The 18,917-nt window shown below is 64.4% G+C and carries 21 protein-coding genes and 1 tRNA gene; 20 read left to right on the plus strand and 2 right to left on the minus strand.

From position 1 onward, the window contains the following. The first annotated feature begins 474 nt into the window (after nt 1-474). Entirely contained in the window at nt 475-1,008 is a 534-nt protein-coding gene (locus tag Q0L94_RS06335; RefSeq protein ID WP_296751382.1) for an NUDIX hydrolase, read from the plus strand. Nucleotides 1,009-1,017: 9 nt separating this feature from the next. Here Q0L94_RS06335 and Q0L94_RS06340 read toward each other — a convergent pair whose 3' ends face one another. After that, nucleotides 1,018-2,451 carry a hypothetical protein gene (locus Q0L94_RS06340; protein ID WP_296751384.1) on the minus strand — a complete coding sequence of 478 codons (1,434 nt, stop codon included), beginning with the start codon at nt 2,449-2,451 and terminating at the stop codon, nt 1,018-1,020. A 319-nt stretch (nt 2,452-2,770) separates the two neighbouring features. On the opposite strand from Q0L94_RS06340, the gene Q0L94_RS06345 reads away from it, so the two are divergent. From Q0L94_RS06345 to Q0L94_RS06370, 6 genes are all read left to right on the plus strand, one after another. Next, nucleotides 2,771-2,860 (plus strand) — tRNA-Ser (locus Q0L94_RS06345). 69 nt (nt 2,861-2,929) lie between these two features. Then, a complete protein-coding gene (locus tag Q0L94_RS06350; RefSeq protein ID WP_296751386.1) occupies nt 2,930-3,787 on the plus strand; it encodes a radical SAM protein in 858 nt (285 codons plus the stop codon). Then, nucleotides 3,784-4,194 (plus strand): holo-ACP synthase, encoded by a 411-nt coding sequence (gene acpS / locus Q0L94_RS06355; RefSeq protein ID WP_296751388.1) that lies wholly within the window; start codon nt 3,784-3,786, stop codon nt 4,192-4,194. Before Q0L94_RS06350 ends, acpS begins: the two co-directional genes overlap by 4 nt. Then, nucleotides 4,191-5,270 carry a beta-N-acetylhexosaminidase gene (gene nagZ / locus Q0L94_RS06360; RefSeq protein WP_296751391.1) on the plus strand — a complete coding sequence of 360 codons (1,080 nt, stop codon included), beginning with the start codon at nt 4,191-4,193 and terminating at the stop codon, nt 5,268-5,270. Before acpS ends, nagZ begins: the two co-directional genes overlap by 4 nt. Further along, the gene (locus Q0L94_RS06365; protein WP_296751394.1) at nt 5,263-6,198 is read left to right on the plus strand and encodes a cation diffusion facilitator family transporter; all 936 of its coding nucleotides are present in this window, start codon (nt 5,263-5,265) and stop codon (nt 6,196-6,198) included. The genes nagZ and Q0L94_RS06365 overlap by 8 nt, the downstream gene beginning before the upstream one ends. Nucleotides 6,199-6,292: 94 nt before the next feature. Then, the gene (locus Q0L94_RS06370) at nt 6,293-6,511 is read left to right on the plus strand and encodes a hemin uptake protein HemP (protein ID WP_366799279.1); all 219 of its coding nucleotides are present in this window, start codon (nt 6,293-6,295) and stop codon (nt 6,509-6,511) included. Here Q0L94_RS06370 and Q0L94_RS17900 read toward each other — a convergent pair. Further along, entirely contained in the window at nt 6,416-6,730 is a 315-nt protein-coding gene (locus Q0L94_RS17900; RefSeq protein WP_366799284.1) for a hypothetical protein, read from the minus strand. The genes Q0L94_RS06370 and Q0L94_RS17900 overlap by 96 nt on opposite strands. A gap of 43 nt (nt 6,731-6,773) precedes the next feature. Here Q0L94_RS17900 and Q0L94_RS06375 point away from each other — a divergent pair, with 43 nt between their 5' ends. The 13 genes from Q0L94_RS06375 to Q0L94_RS06435 form a co-directional block, all read left to right on the plus strand. Beyond that, nucleotides 6,774-7,418 (plus strand): energy transducer TonB, encoded by a 645-nt coding sequence (locus tag Q0L94_RS06375; RefSeq protein ID WP_296751429.1) that lies wholly within the window; start codon nt 6,774-6,776, stop codon nt 7,416-7,418. 3 nt (nt 7,419-7,421) lie between these two features. Continuing rightward, nucleotides 7,422-8,177 (plus strand): MotA/TolQ/ExbB proton channel family protein, encoded by a 756-nt coding sequence (locus Q0L94_RS06380; protein WP_296751397.1) that lies wholly within the window; start codon nt 7,422-7,424, stop codon nt 8,175-8,177. Continuing rightward, complete coding sequence (locus tag Q0L94_RS06385; protein ID WP_296751399.1) at nt 8,177-8,596, plus strand: biopolymer transporter ExbD; 420 nt, start codon at nt 8,177-8,179, stop codon at nt 8,594-8,596. The genes Q0L94_RS06380 and Q0L94_RS06385 overlap by 1 nt, the downstream gene beginning before the upstream one ends. 101 nt (nt 8,597-8,697) lie before the next feature. Next, nucleotides 8,698-10,782: a TonB-dependent siderophore receptor gene (locus Q0L94_RS06390; RefSeq protein ID WP_296751402.1), complete on the plus strand. Its 2,085-nt coding sequence runs from the start codon at nt 8,698-8,700 to the stop codon at nt 10,780-10,782. Nucleotides 10,783-11,063: 281 nt separating this feature from the next. Beyond that, nucleotides 11,064-11,300: a FeoA family protein gene (locus Q0L94_RS06395; protein WP_296751405.1), complete on the plus strand. Its 237-nt coding sequence runs from the start codon at nt 11,064-11,066 to the stop codon at nt 11,298-11,300. A gap of 2 nt (nt 11,301-11,302) precedes the next feature. Next, the gene (locus Q0L94_RS06400) at nt 11,303-13,174 is read left to right on the plus strand and encodes a ferrous iron transporter B (RefSeq protein WP_296751408.1); all 1,872 of its coding nucleotides are present in this window, start codon (nt 11,303-11,305) and stop codon (nt 13,172-13,174) included. A 138-nt stretch (nt 13,175-13,312) separates the two neighbouring features. Continuing rightward, complete coding sequence (locus Q0L94_RS06405; protein WP_296751411.1) at nt 13,313-15,556, plus strand: TonB-dependent siderophore receptor; 2,244 nt, start codon at nt 13,313-13,315, stop codon at nt 15,554-15,556. Nucleotides 15,557-15,635: 79 nt separating this feature from the next. Continuing rightward, nucleotides 15,636-16,319, plus strand: a complete 684-nt coding sequence (locus tag Q0L94_RS06410) for a Fe2+-dependent dioxygenase (protein WP_296751414.1) — start codon at nt 15,636-15,638, stop codon at nt 16,317-16,319. Between the two features lie 178 nt (nt 16,320-16,497). Continuing rightward, the gene (locus Q0L94_RS06415) at nt 16,498-16,707 is read left to right on the plus strand and encodes a bacterioferritin-associated ferredoxin (protein WP_296751417.1); all 210 of its coding nucleotides are present in this window, start codon (nt 16,498-16,500) and stop codon (nt 16,705-16,707) included. Between the two features lie 176 nt (nt 16,708-16,883). Next, nucleotides 16,884-17,363, plus strand: a complete 480-nt coding sequence (gene bfr / locus Q0L94_RS06420; RefSeq protein WP_296751419.1) for a bacterioferritin — start codon at nt 16,884-16,886, stop codon at nt 17,361-17,363. Between the two features lie 94 nt (nt 17,364-17,457). Beyond that, nucleotides 17,458-18,087 (plus strand): uracil-DNA glycosylase, encoded by a 630-nt coding sequence (locus Q0L94_RS06425; RefSeq protein WP_296751432.1) that lies wholly within the window; start codon nt 17,458-17,460, stop codon nt 18,085-18,087. 2 nt (nt 18,088-18,089) lie between these two features. Next, nucleotides 18,090-18,275 carry a 4-oxalocrotonate tautomerase family protein gene (locus Q0L94_RS06430; RefSeq protein ID WP_018077588.1) on the plus strand — a complete coding sequence of 62 codons (186 nt, stop codon included), beginning with the start codon at nt 18,090-18,092 and terminating at the stop codon, nt 18,273-18,275. 153 nt (nt 18,276-18,428) lie between these two features. After that, nucleotides 18,429-18,917 (plus strand): GIY-YIG nuclease family protein (locus Q0L94_RS06435; RefSeq protein ID WP_366799283.1); only part of this gene is annotated, 489 nt, incomplete at its 3' end.

Below are 18,917 nucleotides of genomic sequence, written 5' to 3' on the forward strand. Positions count from 1 at the left end.
ACGCCCGGCGGCCCCCACAGCATCACCGGGGTATGGTGGCCGTCGGCGGCGCTGTCGAATTCGCGGTCGAGGATGGTTTCGATGTGGGAAGGGCGCATGGTCGATCAGAACAACGTAAGTGGCCCTAAATGATAATCGCTCGCGGACTCGCATTCCACCCGTAAAGGGTAGGCCGTGGTTGTAAAGCCACTATTGACACGGTCCGATGATGTTTGAACCCGCATTGTATTTCTCACGGAATCATGCTTTGACCGGTTCGTTGGCCCGTCTCAATAGAACGCTGTTTTCAATGCTTATTGATTCGGCCTCCCGCGCTGCCACGCACAGCCCGGGCAGACCGAACCTTGATCCCGCTTCAAACTTCATCTGGCCGAATCAATAAAGTGTCAACAACCACGCACCCGCTTCTCCCTTGCTTGAGGTGGGGGGATTTTGTTACCGTGGAACGCAACTCGACCCATTGTTGGATGCAGCATGAATTTTTGCAGTGAATGCGGCAGCGCAGTAATGCTGTGCGTGCCGACCGGCGACCACCTGCCGCGCTACGTGTGCCCCGAATGCGGCACCATCCATTACCAGAATCCCAAGATGGTGGTCGGCTGCATTCCCGAGTGGGAAGACAAGGTATTGCTGTGCCGCCGCGCCATCGAACCCCGGTACGGCCTGTGGACGCTGCCGGCCGGCTTCATGGAAAACGGCGAGACCACACTCGAGGGCGCCGCGCGCGAAACCTGGGAGGAAGCCAGGGCACGCATCGAAATCGGCGGGCTGTACACCCTGTACAACGTGCCGCACGCCAATCAGGTTCATTTCCTGTTCCGCGCCCGGCTGCTGGATCTGGACTTTCAGCCCGGGATCGAATCGCTCGAAACCCGATTGTTCGCCGAAGCCGACATTCCCTGGGACAAAATTGCCTTCCGCACCGTGCGTGCCACACTGGAACAGTATTTCAGCGACCGCCGCGCCGGCTCATTCGACTTTCATTTCGGCGACATCCGCACGCGCTGAGGTCCAGGCTCAGGCGGCGGCGGCGAACTGCTCCCGCCCCACCACGTCCATCCCCACGCGCAGCCAGTCTTCGTGGCTTTCCTGCACTTCGCCCAGCCGCAGACGGTATACCGTATCGCCGTCGCGCAGCATCAGCGGCGCACCCAGGCGGTAATGGGTCCGGGGAAGCAGCAGATTGCTGACACCCTGCTCAGGGTGGGTCATCGGCAGAAAGACCGCCCAGGTCTTTTCGCCCGTCACGCCCGGCACATCCGTTTCGAAATAGATTTCCACCCGCTTGGGATGGCGCGACAGGCGTTGCGTACCCACCAGATGCCGGCCGTCCTCCTGGCGATTCCAGCGTATTGCCAGCAATTGCCAGACGTTTTCCGATGGATCCCAGCTCACTGCCACCAGGTGGCCATGCGGCAGCGCCGGCTCTTCGGACAGCGCAAAGCCCATGCCCTCCGTGCTCTCGTCGCGCAGCATCCAGGGCTCCAGGGCCGGGCGTCCCTTGGCGGTTTCGGGCTGGGCCAGTGCCGCCAGAATGTTATCCATGCCTGCGGCCACCCAGACCCGGCCGAAACGATGCGTACGCTGACGGTTACGGCGAATTCCGCCGCGTTCGATCAGGCTTGCCACTTGGCGGGTAAGCCCGTTATCCGCCTCCGCCGCCGGGGTTTGATCCAGCGATTTCAGGTGATCGACCAGCGGCCGCAGCGCAAAATAACGCAGCCGGCGGCCCTGTACCCATTCGCTGTCCAGCATGCAGGCGCCTTCGCTCAGCGAAAGGTCCACCATATGCGTATGCAGTTCGCGCTGCGGCACGGCCGCTGGCAGGGGCAGCGGCTCGTAGCCCTCGATAATCTGTGCAATCGATTCGATTTCCTGCGCCCGGTAGCCCAGCGGATGCACCAGGCCCATCAACACCACCAGCGTGTATTCGCGTGCGCAATGCGTGGTGCGCGCGTTGATCTGCACTTCCTGCATGGCGAAACCGTCGCGCTCGACCAGGCGGTAAAGCTTGTGCACCCGCCGCCAGGCCGACGCGGGCGGATTGCGCGCCTGATGATAATCCCAGCGCATGACCAGGCCGGCATAACGCAGCGCGCGGGTGGCAATCGCGGCGGCAAACGGTTTGAGTTCCGCACTGGCCTGACCCCGGTAAGCCTGTTTCAGCATGCCGAGCCAGGCCTCCGCCAGCAGCGACCAGAACATCCATGACTCGCGCCACAGCGCCTCGCGTGCCAGGCGAAACGCAGCCTGATTACGCACATACTGCTCGACGATGCGCAACTGCAGGGGCAACCCCGCCTCTTCCAGCTTCATCAGTAACTGCATGCGGCTGAGCGTGGCCGTCTCATTCTCCGCATTGAAGCGTTCCAGCCCTTCGACCAGCGCATGATGCGCATCGTAATCCGAATTCGCATGCAGGCTTTTCAGCCATTTTTCAATCGCCTTCACAGAGGCGAACGGTGATCTCGCTTCAGCTTTTCTGCGGCGGGTAATCGCGCTCAACATTTCAAATAAATCACTCATGGCTGGCGTCGATTTGTAACAAATGCCTGTTACCAGCACCATTTATGCCAAACGCAGGGTCGAAGGGTACCCACGTCAACGCATTGGTTTTGTTCGGATTCGGCGGAATTTCCTGCACACCGAGCCAGACGGATTAACGAAAAACCGACACCTGTTGATGAAGCCGCGTCAATCCGGACACGTGAACGCAGTCGTTGCCGGCGCCCCGCACAAACCAGAACGAACCCGCTACAATGCGCGCCGTGGAGGTGTGGCCGAGCGGTTTAAGGCACCGGTCTTGAAAACCGGCGATGGTGCAAGCCATCCGTGAGTTCGAATCTCACCGCCTCCGCCAGCCGAATGACCGGGACACCCCAGCAGGGCGTTTTTGTTGTGCCGCCCCAACTGATGCGAGAATCCACGGATGGCACATACCTTGCCCCTCACGCCCCGCAACCACGACCGCGACAGCGCGGGGATGACCTATGTCTATCCCGTCGTGTCGCGCCGCGCCGGCGGAGTGTCGGTCGGAATCAATCTCAACCCAAATAACGCGTGCAACTGGGCGTGCGTGTATTGCCAGGTGCCGGACCTGGCGCGCGGCACAGCGCCCGAAATCAACCTGGCGCAGCTGGAGACCGAACTGCGCGCGATGCTGACCGCCATCCTCCACGGCGATTTCATGCAAGCGCGCGTTCCCGAGGAGGCACGGCGGCTCAACGACATCGCGCTGTCCGGCAACGGCGAGCCGACCAGCGCCAGAGCCTTTCCGCAAGTCGTCGAACTGATCGGCCGGGTGATGGCGGATTTCGATCTGGCCGGCAAGATCAAGCTGGTGCTGATCACCAACGGCAGCCTCGCGGACCGCCCGCGCGTGCAGGGCGGCCTGGAAAAAATGGCGGCCTTGAATGGCGAAGTCTGGTTCAAGTTCGACCGCGCAACCGCAAGCGGCATGCGCAGCATCAACCAGACACGGACGTCGCCCGACAGGCAGTTGGAGCGGCTTGCCGTGGCCTCCCATCTGTGCCCGACCTGGCTGCAAACCTGCATGTTCGCGCTCGATGGCGCGCCGCCTTCCGACGCGGAACAGGCGGCCTATCTGTCTGCGGTCGAACGCATCCGGATGCAGCAGATTCCGCTGCAAGGCGTGCTGCTGTATGGCCTCGCGCGGCCATCGATGCAGCCGCAGGCCGGCCGCCTGTCCGCGCTGCCCGCCGCGTGGCTCGAAGCGTTTGCCGAAAAAATCCGTGCGGCCGGCCTGCCGGTAAAGGTGTCGCCATGATCCACGGCATCGGCACCGATCTGCTCGACGCCGAACGCATCCGCAGCGGCCTCGCCCGCTTCGGCGAGCATTATGCAGACCGCATTCTCGCCCCGGCCGAGCACGCCGGGTATTACGCCAGCCCTGACCCGGCGCGCTTTCTGGCCAAATGCTTCGCGGCCAAGGAAGCGTTTGCCAAGGCGGCAGGAACCGGGCTGCGCGCGCCGGTGAGCTTGCGCAACGTCGCCGTGCTGCGCGACGCGCAAGGCAAGCCGCATATCGAATGCGCGCCCCGACTTGCCGCCTGGCTGGCCACGCGCGGCGTTACGGCGCATCATGTTTCGCTGTCGGACGAAGGCGACTTCGTGCTGGCCTTCGTCGTGCTGGAACAAACCGGCCCTCACCCCAACCCACAGGAGCGCGCATGACGCTTGGCCCCTTGATGCTCGACGTGGCGGGCACCGAATTGACCACCGACGACCGCCGCCGCCTGAGTCACCCGCTCGTCGGCGGGGTGATCCTGTTTTCCCGCAACTACCGCGACCCGGCGCAGCTGGCCGCGCTGACGGCCGAGATCCGCGCGCTCAAACCGGCGCCGCTGCTGATCGGCGTCGACCACGAAGGCGGCCGGGTACAGCGCTTCCGCGAGGGCTTCACCCGCCTGCCGCCAATGCGCAGCTTCGGCGAAATCTGGAATACGCATCCGCAGCGTGCGCGCGAACTGGCGCGCGAAACCGGCTACGTGCTGGCGAGCGAACTGCGCGCGCACGGCGTCGATTTCAGCTTTGCGCCGGTGCTCGATCTGGATTACGGCGCCTCCAGCGTAATCGGCGACCGCGCCTTTCACGGCAACCCGCACGCGGTGTTCGAACTGGGGCAGGCGGTGATGCTGGGCATGAAGGACGCCGGCATGGCCGCCTGCGGCAAGCACTTTCCCGGTCACGGCTTCGTGGCGGCGGATTCGCATGTCGCCATCCCGGTGGACGAGCGTAGCCTGGCCGCTATCGCCGTCGCCGACCTCGTCCCCTTCCGGCTGATGATCGAAGCGGGGCTCGCGGCGATCATGCCCGCACATGTCGTCTACCCCCAGGTCGACGACCGGCCCGCCGGATTTTCGCGCATCTGGCTGCACCAGCTGCTGCGCCAGCAACTGGGATTCGACGGCACGATTTTCAGCGACGACCTCTGCATGGAGGGTGCCGCGGTGGCAGGCGGCGTGGTCGAACGCGTGGCGGCTGCGCTCGATGCCGGCTGCGACATGGCGCTGGTATGCAACCGCCCCGATCTGGCCGACGAAGTGCTGGCCAAACTGCAGGTGGACTGGCCCGCTCCCGCGCGCGCGCGGCTGGCGCGCATGCACGGCCATCCGCATCCGCCGACGATGACCGCACTGCGGGAATCGGCGCGCTACGTCGATGCGCTGCACCACATCGCCGGACTGGGGCAGGATTCCGCCGACCTCAACCTGCACGTCGATCCAACGGATTACTGTGGACGTGCATAAGCACGATCACCCGCACGGCGAGGGCGGACACCACGTACACGCAGCGGTCCCCGACGGCAATGGCAAGCTGGCCGTTGCCCTGCTGCTGACGCTGTCGTTCGCCGCGATCGAGGCGGTAGCCGGCTGGTGGTCGGGTTCGCTCGCGCTACTGTCCGATGCGGCGCACATGCTCACCGATTCCTCCGCGCTGGGGCTGGCCGCCGGCGCCGCCTGGCTGGCGCGCCGCCCGCCCAGCGCGCGCCATTCCTACGGGCTGGTGCGCGCCGAAGTGCTGGCCGCGCTGCTCAACAGCCTGGTGATGCTGGTCCTGATCGGCTACATCGTGCACGAGGCCATCGATCGCCTCGGCGCCGCCCCGCGTGAGATTGCCGGCAACGCTGTTATCGGCGTCGCCGCCATCGGCCTCGCGATCAATCTCGTCGTCGCCTGGGTGCTCTCGCGCGGCGAGCACACCTTGAACAGCCGTGCCGCGCTGCTGCATGTTCTGGGCGATGCACTCGGCTCGGTGGCGGCGATCACCGCCGGCATCGTCATCGTCGCCACCGGCTGGACGCCGATCGACCCGCTGCTGTCGCTGTTGGTGGCGGCGCTGATCCTGGTCTCGGCGTTGCGATTGCTGCGCGAAGTCGTGCATGTGCTGATGGAGGGGGTGCCCCTGCATGTCCGTCTCGATGCCGTCGGCCACGACCTGGCCGCGCTCGAAGGCGTGTTGCGGGTACACGACCTGCATGTATGGACCCTGTCGTCCGGCACCATCGCCTTGTCCGCCCACCTGGAAATCCGTACCCTGGCCGACTGGCCGGCCATCCTCGCTGCCGCACGCCAAACCATGGACACGCAGCACGGCATCCGCCATGTCACCCTGCAGCCCGAAGTGCCGGCAGCGGCGCCGCTGGTGCGCGCACCCTATCACCCCCCCCACCCCTGAATACCTTTTCTGCAAAAAGTCGTACGTTGGCGCTTGACATACAAATGAGAATCGTTATTATTCGTAACACTTAAAACAGTAACAAACGTGTCGAATGAACCCCGATCAACTCGAAGCAGACGCCGACACCATGCGAACGCACCCTTCTTCATCCAGCCGTTTACCGGTCGAGCCCAGGCAACGGGTTTTTCCGTCGGACATTATCCCAACGAGTCTTTTATTCCAGGGCCATCAGGAAATCCTGATTAGCCACCAAGGCGAACACTACCGCCTGCGCATAACCAAGAACGGAAAACTGATTCTGACGAAGTAGCACGCACACCCTTTTCTGCTGCCTGAAAATGGAATTCCCTACAGCCCTGCCAGGCAGGATCGCCGCCAGCCTCGGACTGCGGCCCCGGCCGGCATCATTTGCAATTGAACCAGGTATGCCCGGGATGACCGCCACGCTTACTGTTTCGCCGGAATACAAAAACGATCGCGACACGGCAACGGCACGCAGCGCCCGCTCGACATTCCAGCGCACGCGCATTTCACCCCTCCCGCTTCTCACGGTAAGCCTCGCTCACGCCGGTTTGCTCGGCCTGCTGCTGTTCGCCGCCGACACACCGCAACCCATTGCGCCGCCGCGGCCGCTGACGATCAGCCTGATCACACCCGAAGCCGCAAAACCACAGCCGGCGCCGCAACCCAAGCCGCGGCCGCAGCCCAGACCGGCGCCCAAACCACAGCTGCCTGAACCGGTAGTCAAGCCGCTGCCGCCGCCGATACTGGCGGCCAAACCGACGCCTACCCCTGCGCCGCAGCCGGCGTTCGAAGAAGTGCCCGTGCCGGCTCCCGTAGCCAAACCGGCGCCCGTACCTGAGCCGGTGTCGGCGCCCGAAACAGTACCGGTGCCGGTGGCGGCCGAAGCCAGCAAACCTGCGCCGGCGCCGCCCACGCCGCCACGCCAGGCGGATTACCTGGCCAATCCCAAGCCGCACTATCCGCCGCTGTCGCGGCGTCTGGGCGAGGCCGGCACGGTGCGCCTCAACATTCTGGTCAACCCGGACGGCAGTGTCGCGCGCCTGGAGCTGGCGCAAAGCAGCGGCTATCCGCGCCTCGACCGCTCCGCCATGGAGACGGTTCAGTCCAGCTGGAAATTCGAGCCCGCCCGCCAGGGCGGCAAGCCGGTGGCCGCCTGGGTCATCGTGCCGATCCAATTCACTCTCAGGAGCTAAGTCATGGAAACCGCAACACATCCAACCCAGCTGGGCTTCGCCCATTTCCTCGCACAGGCCGACGGCCTCGCGCATTTTCTGCTCGTCGTGCTGCTCGCGATGTCGGTCATCACCTGGTATCTCATCGCCAGCAAGAGCATTGCCAACTGGCGCATGAAGAAGCACGCGCAGGCTTTCCTGGCGCGCTTCTGGGATGCGCCCGGCCTGGCCTCGGTGGCCGAATACCTGCAGGGCCACGGCATCAACGACCCGTTCTCGCATCTCACCCACCACGGTCTCAAGGCCGCCGAGCAGTTCCGCAACAAGACCGGCCAGCGCCTGGTCGAGTCGGGTTCGGAAGACGAATTCCTCACCCGCGCGTTGCGGCGGGCGATCAACCAGGACACCGCGCGCCTGGAATACGGTCACACCATGCTGGCGTCGATCGCGTCGTCGGCGCCCTTCGTCGGCCTGTTCGGCACGGTATGGGGCATTTATCACGCGCTGGTCAACATCGGCATGAGCGGCTCGGGCAGCCTCGACCAGGTCGCCGGCCCGGTCGGCGAGGCGCTGATCATGACCGCACTGGGCCTGGCCGTCGCGATCCCCGCGGTGCTTGCCTACAACTTTTTCAACCGCGCCAAGCGCAGCATGCTGTCCGATGTCGACGGCTTCGCACACGACCTGTTCGCCTTCATGTCCACCGGCGTGCGCAACAACACCCGCGTCGACAACGGCGCAGTGCGCATCTACAGCGCACCCGCGGCAAGGGGCGCGTGATGGCCTTCGGCGGACTCGCGAACGACAGCGGCGACGGCGACAACGCGGAGATCAACATGATTCCGCTGATCGACGTGATGCTGGTGCTGCTGGTCATCTTCATCATCACCGCGCCGCTGATGACGCATGCGGTCAAGGTCGACCTGCCGCAGGCGTCGAGCCAGCCGAACGAGGTGAAGCCCGAAACGATCAATCTCTCGATCAAGGCCAACGGCACGGTGTTCTGGAATGCCGAGGCGGTCGACGCCGCGGCGTGGCAAACCCGCATGGCCGCCGCCGCGCAGCAGACCCCGCAGCCGGAAATCCATCTGCGCGCCGACGGTGACCTCGCCTATCGCCATGTCGCGCAGATCATGGCCGACGCCGCGCGTGCCGGTCTCGTCAAGCTGGGATTCGTGACCGACCCCCACACTCAATAAGGTTTCACTACAGGACGCAGTCGTCCGTTTTCAACCCCAGCCAGCCAACCGCATGCCTTGCGTCAAGCCAGCCAGACATATCTGACGCAAGGGAGCAAGCAATGAACCGTATCACCCGTACTTTCAGGCAGCAGGGCACGGCCCGTGCACTCACCCCATCCCGGCTGGCCGTGGCCGCCGCCTTCGCCCTCAATTTCCCAGCCCAGGGGATTGCTGCCCAAGCCGAACTGCCGCGCATCGACGTCATCTCGGGCGGCGAAGAAGCCATTGCCAAACAGCCGGGTTCTGTCTCGATCGTCGACAAAGCGCAACTCGAACGTATCCAGCCGCTCTCCACCGAGGACGCCCTGCGCAAGGTTCCCGGTGTACACATCAAGGGCGAAGAAGAAACGGGTATTGTCGCCAATATCGGCATTCGCGGCCTGAACGCGGCAGACTACAAGTCGCTGATCCTCGAAGATGGCGTGCCCGTCGCTCCCGGCCTGTTCGTTGGTAACGGCCGCTACTACAATCCGCGCATCCAGCGCATGGACGAAATCGAAGTACTGAAGGGCGCCGCTGCGCTGCGCTACGGCCCCAACACCATCGGCGGCGTCGTCAACTACAAGACCAAGGATCCCATCGACGGCTTCGCCGTCTCGGGCCGCGCCGGCACGCACAACTATCGCGAAGCCACCATCGAAGCAGGCGGCTCGACCCCTTCGGGAGAAGCCAGGGCCGGTTTGTTCTACACCCGCGCGTCGAGCGACGGCTTCCAGGACAAAGCGTTCGATATGCAGGACTTCATGCTCAAGGCCGGCATGGCGCTGGGCGACAACCAGTGGCTGGGCGCGAAATTCACGTATTACGAAAACGACGCCAATATTTCCTATCGTGGCCTGTTCCTTGGCGAATACAACGCCGGAGCCGAGTACAACCCCGCGCCGGATGACTACTTCCTGACCGAACGCAAATCGCTCGACCTCAACCATATGTGGGAAATCCGTCCCGGCATGAGCCTCAACAGCGTGGTCTACTGGAGCGAGATGGTCCGTGACTACTGGCGTTTCGCTATCGACAACGCTGCCTCGACAGCCGCCGGAAGCTGGGTTTACACCAACGCTGTCAACGGCAACAACCGCGCCTTCGACCGCATCGGTCTGGATTCCCGCCTCACTGTCGCCAACCAGCTATTCGGTGTGGCCGGCGAGGCCGAAATCGGTGTGCGCGTGATGCAGGAAGAGATGGTCGATCAGGGTATCGCCGCGACCCGCGCCAACCCGCGTACCGGCACGATCAGCTCCGACCGTGTCGATTCCGCCACCAGCTACGCCCTGTTCGCACAGAATCGCTTCGATGTGACCGACAGGCTCTCGATCACCCCCGGCCTGCGGATTGAAAGCTACAAGCAAGAGCATGAAGACCTCAAGAACAATGCCAACAACGGCGACAGTTCGAACACCGAATACCTGCCCGGGATCGGCGCGACCTACAAGCTGAACCCCGCTGCCCAGCTTTACGGCAGCGTCTACAAAGCGTTCTCGCCGCCGCTCAACTCGCAGTCGATCGTGACGGGTCTCGATCAGCAACTCGATGCCGAACATTCCATCAACGTCGAATTCGGCGTGCGCGGCCAGAGCGGCGCGCTGCGTTACGAATTCACCGCGTTCCAGATGGATTTCGACAACCAGATCACCCCGGCCATCTCCGGCGGTCTGGCGAATGCGAACGCCGGCAGCACCCTGCATCGCGGCCTGGAAGGCGCACTGGGTTACCGCTGGAACAACGGCTTCAGCGTGGACGGCAACCTGACCTGGATTCCGGTTTCGGAATACCGCGAAAATCGCGGCGGCGGCATCAACGACGGCAACCGCCTGCCTTACTCGCCGGAATTCCTGGCGAACCTGAGCCTCGGCTACGCATCGGGCCCGGTCAACGCCGCACTATCGTGGAATTACGTCGACGAGCAATTCGGTTCCGGCGACAACACCACGCCGATTGCCGGCAGCGGAAACGCCATCTGGTCGGGCCTGATTCCGAGCTACACCACCGTCGATCTCACCGGCAGCTACGACGTCAACAAGCAGCTCAAGCTCTTTGGCGCGATCAAAAACCTGACCGACGAGCGCTACATCGCCAGTCTGCGCCAAGGCATCTATGCCGGCCCGGAACGGGCATTCGAGGTCGGTGCGAAATACACCTTCTGACCCTGCGTCACGACTTCCGGGGAAAACGTGATCGTCACCATTGACAACCTATCGACCTCCGGCGCGCTGGCGGCAATCCGCCCACAGCCCACCGAGGCGAACCGGGCGGCTGCCCTGTCGGCCGGCGCGCAGACCGCGCGCGTCAAGAAACCCGGCAACACCCGGAGGACGAGCTACAACTGCGCGGACTCCGGCTTCCCATCATGCGCGCGTTCGACCACAGCAAGCTGCTGCGCAAGCGGACGGATCGCTGAGTCCCGCCCGTTCTTTTTCCTCTCGCCATGCCAACCCTGAACCAAGCCGCCCTCCTCGCACCCTGCCGTGTTGCCCGCGTCGACGCTCCGCAAGCCTCGCCCGAGTGGCGAACCTGGCTCGAAGAAATCGGCTTCCTGCCCGGTGAACAGGCGATGCTGATGGCGCGCGCGCCGGGTGGCGATCCGCTGGTCGTGCGCGTTGGCGGCTCGACCTTCGCGTTGCGCTGCGCCGAGGCCGCGTGCGTCGAAATCGAGGGCGGCTGACCATGCACACCGCCGTCGTCCATCTGCACCCCGCCGGGCCGCTCGTTGCGCTCGTCGGCAACCCCAACTGCGGCAAGACCGCGCTGTTCAACCGCTTGACCGGCAGCCGGCAAAAGGTCGCCAACTACGCCGGAGTGACGGTCGAACGCAAGGAAGGCCGCTTCGCCCTGCCCTCCGGCAAGATGCTGCGCCTGCTCGACCTGCCCGGCACGTACAGCCTGCACCCGCGTTCGCCCGATGAACGCGTGACCGCCGACGTGCTCGCAGGCCGCGCGAAGGGCGAAAAACGTCCCGATCTCGCCGTCGTCGTCGTCGACGCGACCAACCTGCGCCGGACCTTGCGCCTCGCGCTCGCGGTCAAGCGCACCGGCCTGCCGATGCTTGTCGCGTTGAACATGCTCGATCTGGCCAGGCAGCGCGGCCTCACCATCGACGCTGCGCGGCTCGCCGACGCGCTCGGCGTGCCGGTGGTCGAAACCGTCGCCGTCGAAGGCGGCGGCGCCGACGCCCTCGTGTGCCAGCTCGACGCCGCCGCCCTGTGGCAGCGCCCCGCCGCGCCCGTATCGGCGGACGCCGCGGTCGAAGCCGACCATGCCGTCGTCGCACGCCTTCTCGCCGAGCTGGGCCTGGACCGTGCCGCACCGCACCTGCCGTCCGACCGCATCGACCGCGTCGTGTTGAACCCGCTGCTTGGCCTGCCGCTACTCGCCGTCGTGCTTTTCTTCGTGTTCCAGGCCGTGTTTTCCTGGGCCGAAGCGCCGATGGGCTGGATCGAAGCGGCGACCGGATGGGCCGCTGAGGGCATCGGCAGGCTGTTGGCGGACGGCTGGTTCAAGAGCCTCGTCGTCGACGGCGTCATCGCCGGCGCGGGCGGCGTCGTCGTCTTTCTGCCGCAGATCGTCATCCTGTTCTTCTTCATATTGGTATTGGAGGAGTCGGGCTATCTGCCGCGCGCGGCCTTCCTGCTCGACCGCCTCATGGGCGGCGTCGGCTTGTCGGGGCGCTCGTTCATCCCGTTGCTCTCCAGCTTCGCCTGCGCCATCCCCGGCATCATGGCTGCGCGCACCATCTCGAACCCCAGAGATCGCCTGGTCACCATCATGATCGCGCCGCTCATGACCTGCTCGGCGCGTCTGCCGGTCTACGCGCTCCTGATTGGCGCGTTCATCCCGCGCCGCGAAGTCGGCGGCTTCGAATTGCAGGGGCTGGTGCTGTTCGCCCTTTACGTCGCCGGCATCTCCGGCGCGATGCTCATCGCGTGGCTCGCCAAGCATCTCACCGGCCACGGTTTCAAAGCGCCGCTGATGATGGAGCTGCCCGCCTACCATCTGCCGCGCGTACGCAACGTCGCAATCGGCCTGTGGCAGCGGATCAAGATCTTTCTGCGCCGGGTCGGCGGGATCATCCTGGCGCTCACCATCCTGCTGTGGTTCCTGTCGAGCTACCCTGCGCCGCCCGTCGGCGCGACCGGCCCCGCCATCGAATACAGCCTCGCCGGCACCATCGGCCGTGCGCTCGAAGCCGTGTTCGCGCCCATCGGCTTCAACTGGCAGATCAGCGTTTCACTGATTCCAGGGCTGGCTGCGCGCGAAGTCATGGTCGGTGCGCTCGGTACGGTATACGCGCTCTCCGCCACCGGTAAAGAAACCGGCGCGCTCACGACGCTGATTGCGGGCCAGTGGAGTCTCGCCACCGCCTTGTCGCTGCTCGCCTGGTTCGTCTTCGCGCCGCAATGCCTCGCCACGCTGGCCACCGTCAAGCGCGAAACCGGCGGCTGGACCATGCCGCTGATCATGGCCGGGTATCTGTTCGCCCTGGCGTATCTGGCTTCGTTCATCACCTACCGCCTGGCGCTCGCGGCAGGCTGGGGATAGGCATTGCCATTCGTCGCTTCACAACCAGCAGCGCGACCTGACCATTACATGCGTTCAATCAAGCAAAAATTTCTCAACCGCCAGCCAGCCAAGCGTTTTGCTCCGCCAGCCCGTTATTTTCCAATCAGGAGCAAATCCATGTCGCACGCACGTTCACGCCCGCCTTCGGGCACCCTTCGCCAGCTGCTGGCGCGCATCCAGCCGGCCGCCGCGGCCCCTGCGGCGGCCTCGCTGGCTTTCATGATGCTGGCCCCCGCCGCCGCGCTGGCGCAACCCCCCGCAGCGGCCGAAACCACTCTGGCCACGGTGCAGGTAGAGGACACCGCCGATCCCATGACCGTCAATAACGGCTACCAGGCGACCGAGACCCGCGTCGGCAAAACCAGGCAGGATCCGCACGACGTCCCGCAAGCGATCACCACGCTCACCAACCAGCTGATGGAGGAGCAACAGGTCGGCAGCCTGCGCGAAGCGCTGCGCAATGTGTCCGGCCTGACCTTCAACGCCGCCGAAGGCGGCCGCGCGGGCGACAACATGATGCTGCGCGGTTTCTACACCTTCGGCGACATGTACCTCGACGGCATCCGCGATACCGCGCAGTACAACCGTGAAACCTTCAACCTGGAGCAGGTCGACGTGCTGCGCGGCTCCGCCTCGATGCTGTTCGGCCGCGGCCAGGCCGGCGGCGTCATCAATCTGGTCAGCAAGACGCCGAAGCGCGCCGATGCCTACAAGCTGACCGGCAGCGTCGGCACCGACGGCTACACCGAAGCCACGGCCGATCTCAACAAGCGCATCGGGCAGGACGCCGCCGTGCGGGTCAACCTGATGAAGCGCGACGAAGACAGCTGGCGCGAGAACCCGGTCACCGGCGCCCAGCCGGAAGTCGATCGCGGCGGCGTGGCGGTGAGCCTGGCGCTGGGGATGCAGACCGACAACGCGTTCATCCTGTCGCATCAATTCACCCGCAACCGCGACATCCCCGACTACGGCTTCTCGTTCGACAATGCCACGCGCCGCCCGAACAGCAACTTCTCGCCGGACACCTTCTGGGGCATCGACGCCAACTTCGACGACAGCGACGTGAACATCAGCACCGCGACGTGGACGCACCGCTTCTCGCCGACAAGCGAACTGCGCACCACCGTTCGTTACGGCGATTACGAGCGCAGCTACTGGGCCCGCACACCCAATGCCACCACGCCGCCGAACGCGATCGGCCTGATCGGCACCAATGCCGGCCCGACGCGCTCGATGGACTACGAGACCGTCACGGTGCAATCCGACTACAACACCCGTTTCCGCGCCCTCGACATGAAACACGAACTGGTCGCCGGCATCGAGTATCTGCACGAGGACAGCCATCGCAGCGGACTTCGCAATCTCGGCGGTACGACGGTGGGCAATCCGCCGCTGTTCCAGCCCTACGTCGAGAACACCACGGGCGCGGTCAATTTCACCGGCGATTCCTACGCGATCTACGTGCAGGACACGGTCGAGTTCATGCCTTTCTGGAAAGCCACGCTGGGCGCCAGGCGCGACGAGCTGAATGCCGATTACTCCAGCGCCACCTCGCCCAGTCTGGAGTATGGGGAGTGGAGCTACCGCGCGGCGCTGTCATGGCAGCCCAACGATAGCGCGCACTACTATCTCGGCTACAGCGATTCGTTCAGCCCCACCGCCGACCTGTATCAGCTGACCGTCACGCCGCAGCCGCCCGAAACCAGCCAGGTGGTCGAGCTGGGAGCGAAATGGATGTTCTTCGACGGTGATCTCGCGTTCCGCACCGCCCTCTACCGCGCCACCAAGCACTGGGAGCGCAACACCGATCTCGAATCGACGGCCTCGATTCTCACCCGGAAACGGCGTACCGACGGACTGGAATTCGAACTGGCAGGCCGCATTACGCCCAGCTGGGAGGTGTTTGCCGGGGTTGCGCTGATGGATGCCGAGATCCTCGACACGGCCGAAAACATCCATGCCACGACCGGGGTCATCACCAAGGGCAACCTCGGCTACATCGGCCAGCGGCCGCGCAATACGCCCGAATACACCTTCAATTTGTGGAGTACCTACAAGCTGGGCGGCGGCTGGAAGATCGGCGGCGGCGTCGAGGTCAAGGGCGACCGCTACGGCTACAACCCGAGCGGCACGGGCGCGATTCCCACCCTGCCTGGCGGCACCGCTTTCCACCCCAACACCGCACCGTCCTACGACCGCTGGGATGCCATGGTCGCCTACGATCAGAAGGACTGGGGCGTTCGCCTGAACGTCAGGAACGTGTTCGACGAAGTCTATTACGACGCGATCTACGACAACGGCCCGTTCACCGTTCCAGGCACCAACCGCGCCTTCATCCTCACCGGCGAACTGAAGTTCTGAGCCTGCTTTCCCTGCCGATTCATTGGCAGGGATAGGGCGCTGCCCACGCGGCGCCCTATCCCTGACAGGAGACCCGACCATGCTGCTGCATATACCCAACGTACTCGACGCCGCCGCCCTCGCCCGCTGCAGCGCGCTGCTCGACCGGGCCGACTGGACCGACGGTCGCGTCACCGCCGGTTCGCAGGCCGCCACGGTCAAAAACAACCTGCAACTGCCGGAAGCCAGTCCGCTCGCCCAACAGCTGCGTGCGGTCGCGTTGGAGGCGCTGTCGAAGAATCCCAAATTCTTCAGCGCCGCCCTGCCCAAGCGCATCTATCCGCCGCTGTTCAACCGCTACGGCGGCGAAGCCAACTCCTTCGGCAACCACGTCGACAACGCCATCCGCACCCATCCGGCCAGCGCCCAGCACGTGCGCACCGACCTGTCGTTCACGCTGTTTCTCAATGATCCCGCCGACTACGACGGCGGCGAACTCATCATCGAGGACGGCATGGGCGGGCGGGCGGTCAAACTGCCGGCGGGCCACCTCATCCTCTACCCGTCGTACAGCGTGCACCGCGTCGAGGCGGTGACGCGCGGCGCGCGGCTGGCGTGCTTTTCCTGGCTGGAAAGCATGGTGCGCGAGCCGCAACAGCGCGAATTGCTGTACGAACTGGACATGAGCATCGTCGCCCTGCGCGGCGAGCAGGGCGAGACCGATACCGCGGTGCGGCTGACCAGCTGTTACCACAACCTGATGCGGATGTGGGCGACGGTGTAGCCGGGCGCGGCCATGGCGGAGGCCATGTGTATCCTGCGGCCGACGCATGGCGAGGCCACGCGCCGACGCTGTCGCTCTTTCCTTTGCCAGTGCAGCGCCGCGCTTTCTTTTTGTTATTGACAATTATTCTCATTTATATAAAATCCTATTCAACCGATGCAACAGCTGGAGAGTCACCATGTACGTCTGCCTTTGCCACAGCGTCACCGACACCGATATTCGCCGGCTTGTGCGTACCGAGGGCGTATGCTCGATGCGCGAATTGAGCAGGCAGCTGGGTGTCGCCACCCAGTGCGGCAAGTGCGGCTGCTGCGCCAGGGAAGTGCTGCGCGACGCCGTACATGCGGCGCGCAGCGAAGCAGGCTGCGCCGCACTCGCGGCAGCCTGACCCCCTCGCTCCCATACCCGATTCGCCTTCCCCGGGCGCCGCCGAATCGCCGCGACGGCGCTTGCTTTGCAGGCCCGTATACCTAGAATGCCGGGTGAACCTGTATTGCCCTTTGACCGGGCATGCGTCCTGCCGCCGGCCCGCTTGCAGACATTTCCAACCATCGGGAGAACGCCATGAAAGGCGACAAGAAAGTCATCCAGTATCTGAACAAGACCCTGACGGTGGAGCTCACTGCCGTCAACCAGTATTTTCTGCATGCGCGCATGTACAAGAACTGGGGGCTGACCGCACTGGGCAAGCACGAATACGAGGAATCGATCGAGGAGATGCGGCACGCCGACAAGCTGATCGAGCGCATCCTCTTTCTGGAGGGGCTGCCCAATCTGCAGGACCTCAACAAGCTGATGATCGGCGAGAACGTGCCCGAGTGCCTGGCATGCGACCTCAAACTCGAGAACGCCGGCCGGGTGCTGTATATCGAAGCGATTGCGCATTGCGAAGCGGTCAAGGATTACGTCTCGCGCGAAATCCTGGTCGGCATCCAGGCAGACACCGAAGAACACATCGATTATCTGGAAACCCAGCTCGACCTCATCCAGCGCATGGGCGAACAGAACTACATGCAAACCGCTGCCGGCCCGATTGAAGGCTGAGCGCAGTCCGCCATACCCCCAACGTCCCCCAGCGGGACATACGACTGCCCGGGCTTCGGCCCGCGGCAGAGGAAATCCCCGCGTGGGACGTTTTATGCCTGCCAGCTTCGATCCGGATTGCCGCACCTGCCCGCGTCTCGCCGCCTTTCTCGACGAGGTGCGCGCACGCCACCCCGATTATCATGCCCGTCCGGTACCTGCCTTCGGCGACCCCGCGCCGGGCCTGCTGATCGTCGGCCTCGCCCCCGGCATGCACGGCGCCAACCGCAGCGGGCGCCCCTTCACCGGCGACTACGCCGGCGTGCTCTTGTACGAGACACTGCACCGCTTCGGCTACGCCAGTGCGCCGCAATCGCTGTCGGCGGACGACGGCTTACAGCTCATCGGCTGCCGCATCACCAACGCGGTGAAATGCCTGCCGCCCGCCAACAAGCCGGAACCGGGCGAAATCCGCGAATGCAACCGCTATCTCGCCACCGAACTGGCCGCTCTGCCCGGGCACGCCGGCATCCTGGCGCTGGGGCAGATCGCGCATCAGGCGGTGCTGCGCGCGCAGGGCCTCAAGCTCAAGGATTACCCCTTCGCCCACGCCAGCGACTATCGCCTGCCCGACGGCCGGCGGCTGGTCAGCAGCTACCACTGCTCCCGCTACAATACCCAGACGCGCCGCCTCACCCCCGAGATGTTCGCGGCGGTGTTCGAGAAAATTCAAGCCAAGGACTGACCATGCCCGTCGTCACCATCAAGCTCGCCGGTTCGCTCACCCGCGCGCAGAAACAGAAGGTCGCCGAGGAAATCACCGCCACGCTGGAGCGCCACGCCGGCAAACCGGCGTCGTATACCACCATTGCGTTCGAGGAACTGCCGGACGAGAACTGGGCGATCGCTGGAAAACTGCTGGATGAGGAATGATTTTTATCCGCGAAGTACGCGAAGGAACACGAAGAAAGACTTAACGATTTTACTTCGCGCCTCTTCGCGTACTTCGCGGATAAAAAAGTTTTGCAAGTGAGTATCACCAAGGACTTTCTCGCCTCGCTGCCCACCCTGCCCGGCGTCTACCGCATGGTCGATGTGGCCGGCGCGGTGCTTTACGTCGGCAAGGCGAAGGATCTGAGGAAGCGGGTCTCCAGCTATTTCCAGAAAACCGACCAGAGCCCGCGCATCCGGCTGATGCTGAAAAGCGTCGACCATATCGACACCACGGTGACGCGCACCGAGGCCGAGGCGCTGCTGCTGGAAAACAACCTGATCAAGGAGCTGAAGCCGCGCTTCAACATCCTGTTCCGCGACGACAAGTCCTACCCCTACCTGCTGCTGACCGGGCACCGTTTTCCGCGCCTCGCCTATTTCCGCGGCACGCCGAAGAAGAACGACCAGGTGTTCGGACCGTATCCAAACGCCTATGCGGTGCGCGAAAGCATCCAGCTGCTGCAGAAGGTGTTCCAGCTGCGCACCTGCGAGGACAGCGTGTTCGCCAACCGCTCGCGGCCGTGCCTGCTGTATCAGATCAAGCGCTGCACCGCACCCTGCGTCGGCCACATCGCGCCCGAC

The organism is Thiobacillus sp. (assembly GCF_024708915.1).